Consider the following 15,001-nt stretch of genomic DNA (forward strand, 5'->3'; position numbering starts at 1 on the left):
TCGAGGGACTGCCCATGGTGGTGCCGGCCCAGGATCTGCCCATGCGGGTGCGCGTCCACGAGGTCGGCGCCCGCGACGGCCTCCAGAACGAGAAGTCGACCGTCCCGACGGAGGTGAAGGCGGAGTTCGTGCGCAGGCTCGCCGACGCGGGCCTGACGACGATCGAGGCGACCAGCTTCGTCCGCCCCGAGTGGGTGCCCCAACTCGCGGACGCGGAGGCCCTGTTCCCGCTGGTGCGGGACCTCAAGGGGGTGTGCCTGCCGGTGCTGGTCCCCAACCAGCGCGGTCTGGAGCGGGCGTTGGCGCTCGGCGCCGACCGGGTCGCCGTCTTCGCCAGCGCCACCGAGACCTTCGCCAAGGCCAACCTCAACCGCACGCTCGACGAGTCGCTCGCGATGTTCGAGCCGGTGGTGCGGCGGGCGAAGGACGAGGGCGCGCACGTGCGCGGCTATGTCTCGATGTGTTTCGGCGACCCCTGGGAGGGCGCCGTCCCGCTCCACCAGGTCGTGCGGGTCTGCACGGCGCTGCGGGACATGGGGTGCGACGAGCTGAGCCTCGGCGACACCATCGGCGTCGCCACCCCCGGCCATGTCCTCGAACTGCTCTCCACCCTCAACGAACAGGGCGTGCCGACGAACGTCATCGGCGTGCACTTCCACGACACCTACGGCCAGGCCCTCGCGAACACCTACGCGGCCCTGGAACACGGCGTGACCACCGTCGACGCCTCGGCGGGCGGCCTGGGCGGCTGCCCGTACGCCAAGTCCGCCACCGGCAACCTCGCCACCGAGGACCTCGTCTGGATGCTCCAGGGTCTCGGGGTGGAGACCGGGATCGACCTCGGCCGGCTCGTCGCCACCAGCGCGTGGATGGCCGAACACCTGGGCCGACCCAGCCCGTCCCGCACCGTCCGGGCCCTCTCCCACAAGGACCAGTGATCAGTCATGGACTTCCGGCTCTCCCCCGAACTCGAAGAACTCCGCCGTACCGTCGAGGCGTTCGCGCACGACGTGGTGGCGCCGAAGATCGGCGACTTCTACGAGCGGCACGAGTTCCCGTACGAGATCGTCCGCGAGATGGGCCGCATGGGCCTGTTCGGGCTGCCGTTCCCCGAGGAGTACGGCGGGATGGGCGGCGACTACCTGGCGCTCGGCGTGGCCCTTGAGGAGCTGGCCCGGGTCGACTCGTCGGTGGCCATCACCCTGGAGGCCGGGGTGTCGCTCGGCGCGATGCCGGTCCATCTCTTCGGCACCGAGGAGCAGAAGCGCGAGTGGCTGCCCCGGCTCTGCGCGGGCGAGATCCTCGGCGCGTTCGGCCTGACCGAGCCGGACGGCGGCTCGGACGCGGGCGCCACCCGCACCACCGCCCGCCTCGACCCCGACACCGACGAGTGGGTGATCAACGGCTCCAAGTGCTTCATCACCAACTCGGGCACCGACATCACCGCCCTGGTCACGGTGACGGCGGTGACCGGCCGCAAGCCCGACGGCAGGCCGCTGATCTCGGCGATCATCGTGCCGTCCGGCACCCCCGGCTTCACGGTCGCGGCGCCCTACTCCAAGGTCGGCTGGAACGCGTCGGACACCCGCGAGCTGTCGTTCACGGACGTCCGGGTCCCGGCCGCCAACCTGCTGGGCGAGGAGGGCCGCGGCTACGCCCAGTTCCTGCGCATCCTGGACGAGGGCCGGATCGCCATCGCCGCGCTCGCCACCGGGCTGGCGCAGGGCTGTGTGGACGAGTCGGTGCGCTACGCGAAGGAGCGGCACGCGTTCGGCCGCCCGATCGGCGCCAACCAGGCGATCCAGTTCAAGATCGCGGACATGGAGATGAAGGCCCACACCGCGCGGCTCGCCTGGCGGGACGCGGCGGCCAGGCTGGTGAGCGGCGCCCCCTTCAAGAAGGAGGCGGCGCTCGCCAAGCTGCACTCCTCGACGGTCGCGGTGGACAACGCCCGTGACGCCACCCAGATCCACGGCGGATACGGCTTCATGAACGAGTACCCGGTGGCCCGCATGTGGCGCGACTCCAAGATCCTGGAGATCGGCGAGGGCACCAGCGAGGTGCAACGGATGCTGATCGCGCGGGAGTTGGGCCTGCCGGGCTGACGGCACCCGCCACCGAGGACCGGACGCCGGGCCCGCTCACACCGAGCGGGCCCGGCGTCCGGCGTGCGGGGAGCCGCGCGGGGAGGAGGGGCGCACCGGCAGCGCGGCGCCCGATGAACTCCCCCTGCGCCGTGCGGGGTCGGCGGCGGCCGAGGGGCGGGTCAGGGGCGGAGCCGGGAACAGGGCCGGAATATCCGGCGTGAATACGCCAAAACGTAGGCAGCGCAGGGCAGTTGCCGCAGAATCGTCTCCGGTCGCGCAGCCGGTGACGTCCTCCGGCACCTGTCTCCCGCGCCCGGTTCTCCCCCTTCGGCGAAAGCGAGCCCCGGCATGGCCGACGAGATGGTGGTCCGCGCCCAGCGGTTCATCAACACCACCTACCCCAACATGCTCGGCATCCCTCCGCTGGAGGAGAACGGCCGCACGAGCTGGACCGTGATGTACGCCCTCACCCGGGCCCTCCAGCTGGAGATCGGCATCAGCTCGCTCTCCGACAACTTCGGCCCCACCACGCTGAACACGCTGAAGTCGAAGTACCCGGTGCTCAACGCCGGCACGGTGCCGTCCGCGAACTTCGCCCGCATCATCCAGTCCGCGCTGTACTGCAAGGGGTACGACGGCGGCGAGATCGACGGGAAGTACAACGCCCGGGTGGCCGCCTCGATCGGCCGCCTGATGAGCGACATGGGCGTGCAGGGTTCGTTCCCCGACAGCGGCAGCCTCTACCCGAAGGTCTTCAAGGGCCTGCTCAACATGGACCCGTACGTCGTCGTGAGCGGCGGCAGCGCGAGCATCCGTTCCATCCAGCAGTGGATCAACGGCCGTTACATCTCCCGCGCGGACTTCTACGTCGTCGCCTGCGACGGCAACCACTCGAGGACCATGGCCGCGGCCATGCTGTACGCCGTCCAGTACGAGCTGGGCATGGCCGACGGCGTCGCCAACGGCGTCTTCGGCCCCGGCACCCAGGCGGGGCTGAAGGACCACACCCTCTCCATCGGCTCGACCGGCACCTGGCCGCAGCTGTTCAGCGCCGCGATGATCCTCAACCAGCGCCCGGGGGTGGCCTTCAGCGGCAGCTTCGACAGCTCCCTGTCGAGCGCGACCTCGGCGTTCCAGGACTTCGCGAAGCTCCCGGTCACCGGCAGGGGCGACTTCTCCACCTGGGCGTCGCTGCTGGTGTCGTACGGCGACCAGAGCCGCAGCGGCGAGGCGTGCGACGGCGTCACGACGATCACCGCGGCACGGGCGGCGGCCCTGAAGGCGCAGGGCATCAAGTACGTCGGCCGCTATCTGCTCAACCCGAGCACGACGAGCCTGCCGGAGAAGGAGATCCAGCCGGGCGAGCTGAAGACCATCGCCGACAACGGACTGCGCTGCTTCCCGATCTACCAGACCTACGGACGCGACGCCGACGGCTTCAAGTACCCGGCGGGCGCCGCGGACGGCCTCGCCGCCGTCAACGCCGCCCAGCGGCACGGGTTCAAGAACGGCGCCCGGATCTTCTTCGCGGTCGACTTCGACGCCTACGACTACGAGGTGACCGACAGCATCCTGCCGTACTTCAAGGGGGTCGAGGACGCCATGGCGCTCTCCGGCAACCCCTACCGGATCGGCGTCTACGGTCCGCGCAACGTGTGCATCCGGGTCTCCGAGGCGGGCCACGCCACGGCCAGCTTCGTCTCCGACATGTCCAGCGGCTTCTCCGGCAACTACGGCTACCCGCTGCCGCCCAACTGGGCCTACGACCAGATCGTCACGAAGACGGTCGGCTCGGGCTCGGGCTCCATCAACATCGACATCGACATCGCCTCCGGCCGCGACACCGGCGAGAACTCGTTCAACCCGTCGGTGCTCGACAGCGCGGACACCGCGTTCGACGGCGCGTACTACCCGGCGCTGCGCAGCGACACCAGCTCGTACATGCGGTCGATCGGCTTCCCCGACGAGGACTCGAACCGCATCTTCACGCACAGCGAGTGCCTGGAGACGATCATGTCCCACGACGAGCTGATCACCGACCTGTCGCACACCTTCAGCATGCGCAAGGCGCTCATCCAGACGTCCGCCTACTGGGAGATGCGCCACTACGACGCGGTGGACCTGGCCGTCGACGCGGCGGTCGTCTACTACCACACCGGGGTCGGCGGCGGCGTGATCTCGCCGGTCCGCGACTCCTCCACGGGCATCGCGCAGATCAGCGGCGAGGTCGGCATCCGGGCCTGGAACCACTGCATCGCCAAGGGGTTCGTCACGGGCACCACCCTCGACCCGGCCAAGGACGCCGACATCTGGACGATGTGGCACCGCGTCAACCAGGACAACGCCTACGCGGTCAGGACCGTATCCTTGATCCACCTGTGGGACGCGGGCGGCAAGCCCGGCGGGAAGAACCCGCCCGCCGGGGAGACGGTGATGCGGCCCATGAGTCTCGGGTACACCCAGTCGGAGATATTCCAGGTACTGCGCCGCTACCAGGGGTGGGGCGACGAGGCCGAGGAGCACGCCACCAAGCGCATGGGGCTCTATCAGCTGTTCGAGAAGTACAACGGACTCTCCCGAATGTAGGCAGGAGCAGTCGTGACATCCGATCCGTACGCGGGGCACAACCCGTTGGCGCTGGTGGTCATCATCCTCGTCGGCCTGGCGGGCGCCGCCGCGCTTGCCGTCCTCGGCTGTGTGACGCTGGCCAGGCACGGGGTCAGGCGCGGGAGCCTGCTGACGACGCTGCGCGCCGTCGCCGCGCTCACCGCGGCCTGCGCGGCGGCCCTCTTCGCCTGGGGCGCCGTGCATCTGATGACCCTGGACGAGACGAGGCGGGACACCGCCTGCAAGGAGGCGGTCGGGCCGGCGCACGTGCTGGAGATCGACTCCTACCGCCCCAGCTACATCCCGCTCGCCCTCGGATGCCATGTCGAGAACGGCACCACCTATACCACCGGCGTGCCCGGCTACCTCAACCCCGCGGTGGGCGCCCTCGCCTTCAGCGCCGCCGTGCTGGGCGGGTTCAGCGTGCTGGAGTCCGAGCGCCGGGTCACCAGGGACCACAAGAGAGAGACAACGCGTCCATGACGACATCCCGCCGTACCTTCCTCACCAGGACCGCCGTGATCGTGGGCGCCGCCGCAGCGGCGTCGCTGCCCTTCTCGCAGTACCTCGCCTCCCCCGCGTACGCGGCGGACAGCACCGGCGGGACCCGGCAGTTCCGGGACGCGGCCCGGCGCGCGCTGGCCCGCAGAAAGCTGACGCACACCGGTGAACCAGGCCCCAACGGCTGGGAGTTGGAGCTGGCCGCCGACAAGGGCGGCTCGGTGTGGACCCGGCCGGTGCCCGGCACCCCGATCAGGGGCGTCACCGTGCGGATCGGCGACGCGGAGACCGTCCTGGTGCATGTCGTGCGCCGGTTCCACTACGAGGTGGACGCGCTGCGCGCGGGCGACGTCGTCGGCTGGCGCGCGCCGGCCGACGTCCGCAGGCGGCTGCCCGAGGCCAACCAGGCGTCCGGGACGGCCGTGCAGATCCGTCCTGGCCACTACCCGTCCGGGGTCACGGGCGGGTTCTTCCCGGCCCAGCTGCTGGTGATCCGCGACATACTCGCCGAGCTGGAGGGCGTCGTGCGCTGGGGCGGCGATGACCGCAAGCCCGACGAGTCGCTGTTCTATCTGGCGGTGCCGCCGGGCGACCCGCTGCTCGCGTCGGTGGTCGGCAGGCTCCGCGGCTGGCGCGAGGTGCCGGGCAAGGGCGCCGGGGGTCCGGTGGACGTGCTGTCGGCCAGGCGCCGGGGCGCGGCACGGGAACTGGCACGCCGTCAGGGGGCGGCAGCCTAGCCCGGACTCCGGACTCCGGACTCCGGGCTCCGGGCTCCGGACTCCGGATGACGAGTTCCGGCTCCGTGGCTCTGGCGCCGGCGGGCGGTCTTCCGCGGGCCGGGGCGGGTGGACGACAGGTCCGCGCGCCCCGGCCCGCGCGTGTGCGGACTTCCGGGGCGGCCTGGTCATCGGTGATCCATAAGGTTAGGCTACCCTAAGCCTGATCACGGTCACCGCGGGAGCGGACCCCACTGACCCCGTACGCAGCGAAAGCGGACCCCACCCATGTCGAACGCCACCAACGCCACCTTCTCCCGCCGCGGACTGCTCGCCACCGGCGGCGCACTCGGCCTGGGCGCCTTCCTGGCCGCGTGCGGTGACGGCGACACGGGGAGCGGCAGCGGCTCGGGCTCCACGGCCGCCGCCGCGTCCGGCCCCTGGTCCTTCAAGGACGACCGCGGCACGACCGTGAAGCTGGACAAGGTGCCCACCAGGATCGTCGCCTTCGTCGGGGTCGCCGCAGCGCTGTACGACTACGGCGTCACGGTCGACGCGGTCTTCGGCCCGACCACCGTCAAGGGCGGCAAGGCCGATGTGCAGGCCGGCGACATGGACGTCAGCAAGCTGAAGGTCCTCGGCAACACCTACGGCCAGTTCAACGTGGAGCAGTACGCGGCCTTCGGCCCCCAGGTGCTCATCTCCACGACCTTCGACAGCGCCGGCACCCTCTGGTACGTCCCCGAGGAGTCCGCGAAGAAGATCGCCGCGCTCGCCCCCAGCGTCGCCGTCTCCGTCTACGACCGGCAGCTGACCGAGCCGCTCCAGCGGGTGTGGGCGCTGGCGGAGTCGCTGGGCGCGGACATGAAGGCCGCCAAGGTCGTCGACTCCAAGAAGCGTTTCGAGGACGCCTCCGAGCGGCTGCGCAAGGCCGCCAAGGCGCGCCCCGAGCTGAAGGTGATGGCCGGCTCGGCCGCCGACTCGCTCTTCTACGTCTCCGGCAGCAACCTCTCCGTCGACCTGGAGTACTTCAAGGCGCTCGGCGTGAACTTCGTGGAGCCGCCCGCCAAGGCGATGGCCGAGGGCGGCGGCTGGTACGAGAGCCTCAGCTGGGAGAACGCGGACAAGTACCGGGCCGACATCATCATGATGGACGACCGCTCCTCGACCATCCAGCCGGCCGACATCACCAAGCCGACCTGGAAGAAGCTGCCGGCCGTCAAGGCGGGCCAGGTCATCTCCCGTTCGCCCGAGCCGATCCTGTCCTACGACAAGTGCACGCCGCTGCTGACCACCCTCGCGGAGGCGCTGGAGACCGCCAAGAAGGTCAGCTGACCGCGCGGGGCGCCGCCCCCGCCCCCCTCTTGCCGCCCGCCGCCCGACCGCGTCTCAGGAGCACTGATGACCACGGCCGTTGCCGCCCCGTTCCGTTTCTTCTCCCTCCAGGTCGTACGGACGAGGCGGCTCGGCCCGTCCCTGGTCCGGGTCACCTTCGGCGGGGACGAGCTGTGCCACTTCCACTCCGACGGCCGCGACCAGTCGCTGTCGCTGTTCCTGCCGCACCCGGGTCAGGACGAGCCCGCCGTCCCCCACCACCTCGGCGACGGCTGGTGGCAGGGCTGGCGCGAACTCCCCGACGGGGTACGGGCCGTGATGCGCTCGTACACCCTGCGGGCGCTGCGCCGGATGCCCGGCGGGGCCGACGAGATCGACGTCGACTTCGTGCTGCACACCCCGGCGGGCCCCGCGTCGGCGTGGGCCGCGCGGGCCGCGGCCGGTGACCGGGTGGTGCTGCTCGGTCCGGCCGTCGCCGACAACCGGGCAATCCGCTTCCGGCCGCCCGAGGACACCGATCTCGTCGTGATCTGGGGCGACGAGACCGCGCTGCCCGCCGTCGCCGCGATCCTTCAGTCGCTGCCGGCCGGCACCCGCGCCCGCGTCTGGCTGGAGGTGACCGACCCGGGGAACGTCCTCGACCTGGCCGCCGGGCGGGACGTCGAGGTCACCTGGCTGGTCGGGGACGGCGGCCGGGCGGCCGGCCCCCTCGCGCTGGACGCCCTGCGGACGGCCGGACTCCCCCGCGCCGAGCGGCCCTATGTCTGGCTGGCCGGCGAGTCGGGGGCCGTGAAGGCGCTGCGCCGGCATGTCGTGGGCGTCTGCGGCGTCGACCGCCGCCGGGTCACCTTCGTCGGCTACTGGCGGCGGGGGCTGAGCGAGGAACAGCTGCGCGAGCGCGGCGAGTAGCAGGGCACAACCGGCGTCCACCGCCGCACCCGAAGGCCAATCCCCTTGTGTGCGGCGGTGGTTGCCGTGCGCCCGGGGCCAACTGGGCCTGGAGTGACGGCCGTCACCCGTAGCCTCTCGTTTCCGCTGCGTTACTTAGGTTAGGCTAACCTAAGTCGTGATCACGCGGCTCCGTCCCACCCCCGCACGGCCCCGTCCCCGACCGGAGGACCCCCACATGCGCTCGCACCTGCTCAACGACTCGACCGCGGAGCACTACCGCCGCTCCGTGACCGAAGGGATCGAGCGGGTGGCCGCCAAACTCGCCGCCACCGACCGTCCGTTCACCGGCGTCTCCGTCGACGCCCTCGCCCCCCGCATCGACGGCATCGACCTGGACCGCCCGCTGCACGACACCGCGGCCGTCCTGGACGAGCTGGAGGAGGTCTACCTCCGCGACGCCGTCTACTTCCACCACCCCCGCTACCTCGCCCACCTCAACTGCCCGGTCGTCATCCCCGCCGTGCTCGGCGAGGCGGTGCTCTCCGCCATCAACTCCTCCCTCGACACCTGGGACCAGTCGGCGGGCGGCACCCTGATCGAGCGGAAACTGATCGGCTGGACCACCGAGCGGATCGGCCTCGGCCCCGCCGCCGACGGCGTCTTCACCTCGGGCGGCACCCAGTCCAACCTCCAGGCGCTGCTGCTCGCCCGCGAGGAGGCCAAAGCGGAGTCCCTGGCCGACCTGCGCGTCTTCGCCTCCGAGGCCAGCCACTTCAGCGTGAAGAAGTCCGCGAAACTGCTCGGCCTCGGCCCCGACGCCGTCGTGTCCGTCCCCGTGGACCACGACCAGCGGATGCAGACCGTCGCCCTCGCCCGGGAGCTGGCGCGCTGCGCGCAGGACGGCCTGGTCCCGATGGCCGTCGTCGCCACCGCGGGCACCACCGACTTCGGCTCCATCGACCCGCTGCCCGAGATCGCCGAACTCTGCGCGCAGTACGACACCTGGATGCACGTCGACGCCGCCTACGGCTGCGGACTGCTCGCCTCGGTCAAGTACCGGGACCGGATCGACGGCATCGAGCGCGCCGACTCGGTCACCGTCGACTACCACAAGTCCTTCTTCCAGCCGGTGAGTTCGTCCGCCGTGCTGGTCAGAGACAGCGCCACGCTGCGGCACGCCACCTACCACGCGGAGTACCTCAACCCGCGCCGCATGGTCACCGAGCGGATCCCCAACCAGGTCGACAAGTCCCTCCAGACCACCCGCCGTTTCGACGCCCTGAAGCTGTGGATGACCCTGCGCACGATGGGCGCCGACGGCATCGGCCAGCTCTTCGACGAGGTCTGCGACCTGACCGCCGAGGGCTGGCGACTGCTCGCCGCCGACCCGCGCTTCGACGTCGTCGTCCGGCCGTCGCTGTCCACGCTGGTCTTCCGCTACATACCGGCGGCCGTCACCGACCCCTCCGAGATCGACCGCGCCAACCTGTACGCCCGCAAGGCCCTGTTCGCCTCAGGTGACGCGGTGGTCGCGGGCACCAAGGTCGGCGCCCGCCACTACCTGAAGTTCACCCTGCTCAACCCCGAGACCACGACGGACGACCTCACCGCCGTCCTCGACCTGATCGCCGGCCACGCCGAGCAGTACCTGGGAGAGTCCCTTGACCGCGCTTGCTGACACCGCGAAAAAGACCTACGACTTCGTGGGCATCGGGCTCGGCCCGTTCAACCTAGGACTCGCCTGCCTGACCGAGCCGATCGACGGACTCGACGGCGTCTTCCTGGAGTCGAAGCCGGACTTCGAGTGGCACGCGGGCATGTTCCTCGAAGGCGCCCACCTCCAGACGCCGTTCATGTCGGACCTGGTCACCCTCGCCGACCCGACCTCCCCCTACTCCTTCCTCAACTACCTGAAGGAGCGCGGCCGGCTCTACTCGTTCTACATCCGGGAGAACTTCTACCCGCTGCGCGTCGAGTACGACGACTACTGCCGCTGGGCCGCGAACCAGCTGAGCAGCGTCCGCTTCAGCACCACCGCCGAGACCGTCACCTGGGACGAGGGCGAGGAGCTGTACGCCGTGACGACCGCGGCGGGTGACGTCTACCGCGCCCGCCACCTGGTCCTCGGCACCGGCACACCCCCCTACGTCCCGGAGCCCTGCCGAGACCTCGGCGGCGACTTCCTGCACAACTCCCGCTACGTGCAGCACCGCGCGGAGCTGGTGAAGAAGGAGTCGATCACGCTGGTCGGCAGCGGCCAGTCGGCGGCCGAGATCTACTACGACCTGCTCGGTGAGATCGACGTCCACGGCTACCGGCTCAACTGGGTCACCCGCTCACCCCGGTTCTTCCCGCTGGAGTACACCAAACTCACGCTGGAGATGACCTCCCCCGAGTACATCGACTACTTCCGCGAGCTGCCCGAGGCCACCCGCTACCGGCTGACGGCCGAGCAGAAGGGCCTCTTCAAGGGCATCGACGGCGACCTCGTCAACGAGATCTTCGACCTGCTCTACCAGAAGAACCTCGGCGGCCCGGTGCCCACCAGGCTGCTCACCAACTCCGCGCTCATCGGCGCCCGTTGGGAGAACGGCAGCTACACCCTGTCGTTCCGGCAGGAGGAGCAGGGCAAGGAGTTCGACCTCGAATCGCAGGGCCTGGTCCTCGCGACCGGCTACCGGTACACCGAGCCCGAGTTCCTGAAGCCGATCCGCGACCGGCTGCGCCACGACACCCGCGGCGGGTTCGACGTCGCCCGCAACTACGCCATCGACGTGACCGGCCGGGGCGTCTTCCTGCAGAACGCGGGCGTGCACACGCACTCCATCACCTCGCCCGACCTCGGCATGGGCGCCTACCGCAACAGCTGCATCATCCGGGAGCTGCTCGGCAGCGAGTACTACCCGGTCGAGAAGAGCATCGCCTTCCAGGAGTTCGCCGTATGAGTGCCGCCACCGCCCTCGGACCGCTCGCGCTGCGGCCCCTCGACCCGCTGACCGACGGGGCGTTGCTGCACTCCTGGGTCACCCACCCCAAGGCGGCCTACTGGATGATGCGGGACGCCCGCCCGGTGGACGTCGAGCGCGCCTACATGGAGATCGCGGCCGACGAGCACCACCACGCGCTGCTCGGTTTGCACGACGGCGTGCCCGCCTTCCTGATGGAGTACTACGACCCGGCCCACCGCGAGCTGGTCGGCCTGTACGAGCCGCGCCCCGGTGACGTCGGCATGCACTTCCTGGTCGCCCCCACCGACCGCCCCCTGCACGGGTTCACCCGTGCCGTCATCACCGCGGTGATGGCCGAGCTGTTCGCCGACCCGGCCACCGAGCGCGTGGTCGTCGAACCGGACGTGTCCAACACGGCCGTCCACGCCCTGAACGAGGCCGTCGGCTTCGTGCCCCACCACGAGATCCAGAAGCCGGAGAAGAAAGCCTTGTTGAGCTTCTGCACGCGCGCGCAGTTCACCGCCGCCACGGGGGTCGCCGTATGACCCTCGCCGACTCCGTCGCCCATCTCTCCCCCGAACGCTGGGAGAAGGCCAACCGCCTGCTGATCGGGAAAGCGCTCGCCGAGTTCGCCCACGAGCGGTTGATCACCCCGCGCCAGGACGGCGAGCGGTACGTCGTGCACAGCGACGACGGTCTGACCCGGTACCGCTTCGCCGCCACCCGGCACGCCCTCGACCACTGGCGGGTCGACCCCGACTCCCTCACCCGCCACCGCGACGAGAGCGAACTCCCGCTCGCCGCGCTGGACTTCTTCATCGAGCTGCGTGCCGCCCTCGGTCTGAGCGACGAGATCCTGCCGGTCTACCTGGAGGAGATCTCCTCCACCCTCTCCGGTACCTGCTTCAAACTGACCAAACCGCCGGTCACGGTCGCCGAGTTGGTGGACAGCGACTTCCAGGCCATCGAGACCGGGATGACCGAGGGCCACCCCTGCTTCGTCGCCAACAACGGGCGCCTGGGCTTCGGGGTCCACGAGTACCTCTCCTACGCGCCCGAGACGGCGCACCCGGTTCGGCTGGTGTGGCTGGCCGCGCACCGCTCGCGGGCCGCGTTCACGGCCGGCGTCGGCGTCGAGTACGAGGCCTTCCTGCGCGCGGAGCTGGGCGCGGACACCGTCGAGCGGTTCCGCGCGGACCTGAGCGGGCAGGGCCTCGACCCGGCCGACTACCTCTTCATCCCGGTCCACCCCTGGCAGTGGTGGAACAAGCTGTCGGTGACGTTCGCCGCGGAGGTCGCCCGCCGCCATCTGGTGTGCCTGGGCGAGGGCGACGACGAGTACCTGGCGCAGCAGTCCATCCGGACCTTCTTCAACCGCTCGCACCCCGGGAAGCACTATGTGAAGACGGCGCTCTCGGTCCTCAACATGGGCTTCATGCGGGGCCTTTCGGCCGCGTACATGGAGGCGACGCCCGCCATCAACGACTGGCTGGCGCAGCTCGTCGAGGGCGACCCGGTCCTGAAGTCGACAGGTCTGTCGATCATCCGGGAGCGGGCCGCCGTCGGCTACCGGCACCTGGAGTACGAGCAGGCCACCGACCGCTACTCGCCGTACCGCAAGATGCTCGCCGCGCTGTGGCGGGAGAGCCCGGTGCCGGGCCTCGCGGACGGCGAGTCGCTCGCCACGATGGCCTCCCTGGTGCACGTCGACCACGAGGGCGCGTCCTTCGCGTCCGCGCTGATCGAGCGCTCGGGCCTGGCGCCCGCCGAGTGGCTGCGGCACTACCTGCGGGCCTACTACACGCCGCTGCTGCACAGCTTCTACGCCTACGACCTGGTGTACATGCCGCACGGCGAGAACGTGATCCTGGTCCTGGAGGACGGCGTCGTACGGCGCGCGATCTACAAGGACATCGCCGAGGAGATCGCGGTGATGGACCCGGACGCGGTGCTGCCGCCCGAGGTGCGGCGCATCCGGGTGGAGGTACCGGACGACAAGAAGCTCCTGTCGATCTTCACGGACGTCTTCGACTGCTTCTTCCGCTTCCTCGCCGCGAACCTCGCAGCCGAGGGCGTCCTCGGCGAGGACGACTTCTGGCGGACGGTCGCCGAGGTCACCCGCGAGTACCAGCGGGAGGTGCCCGAACTCGCCGCGAAGTTCGCCCAGTTCGACATGTTCGCGCCCGAGTTCTCGCTGTCCTGCCTCAACCGGCTCCAGCTGCGCGACAACCGGCAGATGGTGGACCTGGCCGACCCGTCCGGCGCGCTCCAGCTCGTCGGCACTCTGCGGAACCCGCTCGCCGGGTTCTGACACCCCCGACCGGCGGGCACCCCGGAGTACGGTCCTCCGGGGTGCCCGCCCCCTTTCCTTTGCGGCCCGGGTCAGCCGGTGGGCCAGGGCACCTCGGGCGACCTGTGGTAGGCGATGCCGAGGGTGTCCCAGCGCGGGCCCTGGGCGGCGAGCCGCACCCTGTAGGCGTCCCAGTCGTGGGTGTCGGCCGGTGACCAGCCCAGCTCGGCGACGCCCGGGAGCCTCGGGAACGCGAGGCGCGCGAGAGCGTCACCGGTCGCGGCCTTCCCGGTCCCCAGCGACGCCCCGACCCCCTTGACGGCCGGTTCGGGCACCCCGGCGAGGTAGCGGCCCGGGTCCCAGTCGTAGGACCGGCGCACCCCGACGGGATCCGAGCCGTCGAGGCAGGCCCCCGGCTCGGGGTACGCGAGGTCGAGCCGGGTGCGGTCGGCGGGCGAGAGGATCAGCCCGGTGCCGGCCCTGGCCGCGGCGACGACCCGCGCCCGCTCGTCGGCGCCGGTGCCGTCCACGCCCCGGTACTGGGCGAGGGTGCCCCTGGCCGGCTGGGCGCCGGTGATCCGGTGCCAGCCGACGGCCGTCCTGCCGTACCGGGCGACGGCCGACTGCACCAGGTCCACGAACGCCCCGTACTCCTCGTCGCCGGTGAGGTGCGGCTCGTCGCCGCCGATGTGCAGATGGCGGCCGGGGGTGAGGGCGGCGAGATCCCGCACCGCCCGGTCCACGGCGTCGGCGTCATCGGCGTCACCGCCCGCCCACCGGGCGCCGAGGCCGATCTCGGGCACGACCTCCACGAACCGGGCGGCCGCGTACCGCACGATCGCGCGGTAGTCGTCCGCCGTCCAGTGGCCACCCGGCCCGCCGTCTTCGGCCGGGAGGGACGGGCCGCCGTCACCGAGGCGCAGATGCAGCCTGTTGAGCTTGTAGAGGGCGAGCGCGTCGACATACCGCTCGGCCAGTTGGACCCGCTCGACGGAGCCGAGGTCCCGGGGGACGTCCAGCATCGCGCCGCGCCAGCCGTAGCGCGGACGGTCCTGGACGGTGCCCCCGGCGATCAGCCAGGGCCCGCGCCGCTCGGTCGCGCTCTCCACGGCGGCGGGCAGCAGCTGGCGCAGGGTCTGCACCCCGTGGAAGAGGCCGGCGGGGGCGCCCGCCGTGATGGTGACGCCGCCGCTGCCGCTGTCCAGGCGGTAGCCCTCGGCGCCGTACCTGCCGGGGTCGAGATGGAGGCGGATGCCGCCGCGCCCCTGGGTGGTCACCGGCAGCGGGAAGCCGGTGGAGGGCCGCAGCAAGGACGCCAGGTACGCGCCGATCCTGCGGGCCTCGCGGGTGTCGGCGACGCGGATCGCGGTGTCGCGGGTGATCCGGTACGGGGCCCCGCCCGGGGCCACCATGGCGGGCGCGGGGACCACCCGGTCGAGCGGGGTCACGGGCGGTGTGCCCGGGACGGGGGCCGCGGCGGCGGTGAAGGCGCCGGCCGCGGTGACGAGCAGCAGGGATCCGAGGACCCGGCCCATGCGGGGAGTCGTTCCGTGGTGCCGTCTCACATGCGCTCCCTTCGGGATTGGCGGAGACCACCCTCCCGCAGTCGCGGTGGAACAATCGGCA

The 15,001-nt window shown here is 71.2% G+C and carries 12 protein-coding genes; 11 read left to right on the forward strand and 1 reads right to left on the reverse strand.

Annotation, left to right across the window (positions count from 1 at the left end):
* Positions 1–14 precede the first annotated feature (14 nt).
* From DDJ31_RS14365 to DDJ31_RS14415, 11 genes are all read left to right on the forward strand, one after another.
* Positions 15–938, forward strand: a complete 924-nt coding sequence (locus DDJ31_RS14365) for a hydroxymethylglutaryl-CoA lyase (protein ID WP_171480990.1) — start codon at positions 15–17, stop codon at positions 936–938.
* Between the two features lie 6 nt (positions 939–944).
* Complete coding sequence (locus DDJ31_RS14370; protein WP_127179889.1) at positions 945–2,105, forward strand: acyl-CoA dehydrogenase family protein; 1,161 nt, start codon at positions 945–947, stop codon at positions 2,103–2,105.
* A gap of 330 nt (positions 2,106–2,435) precedes the next feature.
* Positions 2,436–4,673 (forward strand): glycoside hydrolase domain-containing protein, encoded by a 2,238-nt coding sequence (locus DDJ31_RS14375; RefSeq protein WP_127179888.1) that lies wholly within the window; start codon positions 2,436–2,438, stop codon positions 4,671–4,673.
* Between the two features lie 12 nt (positions 4,674–4,685).
* Entirely contained in the window at positions 4,686–5,177 is a 492-nt protein-coding gene (locus tag DDJ31_RS14380) for a hypothetical protein (protein WP_240678204.1), read from the forward strand.
* Positions 5,174–5,932, forward strand: a complete 759-nt coding sequence (locus DDJ31_RS14385; protein ID WP_127179887.1) for a twin-arginine translocation signal domain-containing protein — start codon at positions 5,174–5,176, stop codon at positions 5,930–5,932. Before DDJ31_RS14380 ends, DDJ31_RS14385 begins: the two co-directional genes overlap by 4 nt.
* A 267-nt stretch (positions 5,933–6,199) precedes the next feature.
* Entirely contained in the window at positions 6,200–7,246 is a 1,047-nt protein-coding gene (locus tag DDJ31_RS14390; protein ID WP_127179886.1) for an ABC transporter substrate-binding protein, read from the forward strand.
* Between the two features lie 66 nt (positions 7,247–7,312).
* Complete coding sequence (locus DDJ31_RS14395) at positions 7,313–8,155, forward strand: siderophore-interacting protein (RefSeq protein WP_127179885.1); 843 nt, start codon at positions 7,313–7,315, stop codon at positions 8,153–8,155.
* Between the two features lie 217 nt (positions 8,156–8,372).
* The gene (gene desA, locus DDJ31_RS14400) at positions 8,373–9,815 is read left to right on the forward strand and encodes a lysine decarboxylase DesA (RefSeq protein WP_127179884.1); all 1,443 of its coding nucleotides are present in this window, start codon (positions 8,373–8,375) and stop codon (positions 9,813–9,815) included.
* On the forward strand, positions 9,799–11,082 hold the full coding sequence (locus DDJ31_RS14405) for a lysine N(6)-hydroxylase/L-ornithine N(5)-oxygenase family protein (protein ID WP_240678203.1): 1,284 nt from the start codon (positions 9,799–9,801) through the stop codon (positions 11,080–11,082). Before desA ends, DDJ31_RS14405 begins: the two co-directional genes overlap by 17 nt.
* On the forward strand, positions 11,079–11,630 hold the full coding sequence (locus DDJ31_RS14410) for a GNAT family N-acetyltransferase (protein WP_127179883.1): 552 nt from the start codon (positions 11,079–11,081) through the stop codon (positions 11,628–11,630). Before DDJ31_RS14405 ends, DDJ31_RS14410 begins: the two co-directional genes overlap by 4 nt.
* Positions 11,627–13,396, forward strand: a complete 1,770-nt coding sequence (locus tag DDJ31_RS14415; RefSeq protein WP_127179882.1) for an IucA/IucC family protein — start codon at positions 11,627–11,629, stop codon at positions 13,394–13,396. Before DDJ31_RS14410 ends, DDJ31_RS14415 begins: the two co-directional genes overlap by 4 nt.
* A gap of 71 nt (positions 13,397–13,467) precedes the next feature.
* On the opposite strand, the gene DDJ31_RS14420 is transcribed toward DDJ31_RS14415, so the two are convergent.
* Entirely contained in the window at positions 13,468–14,940 is a 1,473-nt protein-coding gene (locus DDJ31_RS14420) for a beta-N-acetylhexosaminidase (protein WP_164784966.1), read from the reverse strand.
* Between the last annotated feature and the right edge of the window lie 61 nt (positions 14,941–15,001).

It is taken from the genome of Streptomyces griseoviridis, assembly GCF_005222485.1.
Lineage (GTDB): Bacteria > Actinomycetota > Actinomycetes > Streptomycetales > Streptomycetaceae > Streptomyces > Streptomyces hintoniae.

What these genes read in the sequence shown, in the direction of transcription:
- DDJ31_RS14375 (WP_127179888.1), top strand. Translation starts at nt 2,436, where the DNA reads ATGGCCGACGAGATGGTGGTCCGCGCCCAGCGGTTCATCAACACCACC.
- DDJ31_RS14390 (WP_127179886.1), top strand. Translation starts at nt 6,200, where the DNA reads ATGTCGAACGCCACCAACGCCACCTTCTCCCGCCGCGGACTGCTCGCC.
- DDJ31_RS14410 (WP_127179883.1), top strand. Translation starts at nt 11,079, where the DNA reads ATGAGTGCCGCCACCGCCCTCGGACCGCTCGCGCTGCGGCCCCTCGAC.
- DDJ31_RS14365 (WP_171480990.1), top strand. Translation starts at nt 15, where the DNA reads ATGGTGGTGCCGGCCCAGGATCTGCCCATGCGGGTGCGCGTCCACGAG.
- DDJ31_RS14370 (WP_127179889.1), top strand. Translation starts at nt 945, where the DNA reads ATGGACTTCCGGCTCTCCCCCGAACTCGAAGAACTCCGCCGTACCGTC.
- DDJ31_RS14395 (WP_127179885.1), top strand. Translation starts at nt 7,313, where the DNA reads ATGACCACGGCCGTTGCCGCCCCGTTCCGTTTCTTCTCCCTCCAGGTC.
- DDJ31_RS14415 (WP_127179882.1), top strand. Translation starts at nt 11,627, where the DNA reads ATGACCCTCGCCGACTCCGTCGCCCATCTCTCCCCCGAACGCTGGGAG.
- desA (WP_127179884.1), top strand. Translation starts at nt 8,373, where the DNA reads ATGCGCTCGCACCTGCTCAACGACTCGACCGCGGAGCACTACCGCCGC.
- DDJ31_RS14385 (WP_127179887.1), top strand. Translation starts at nt 5,174, where the DNA reads ATGACGACATCCCGCCGTACCTTCCTCACCAGGACCGCCGTGATCGTG.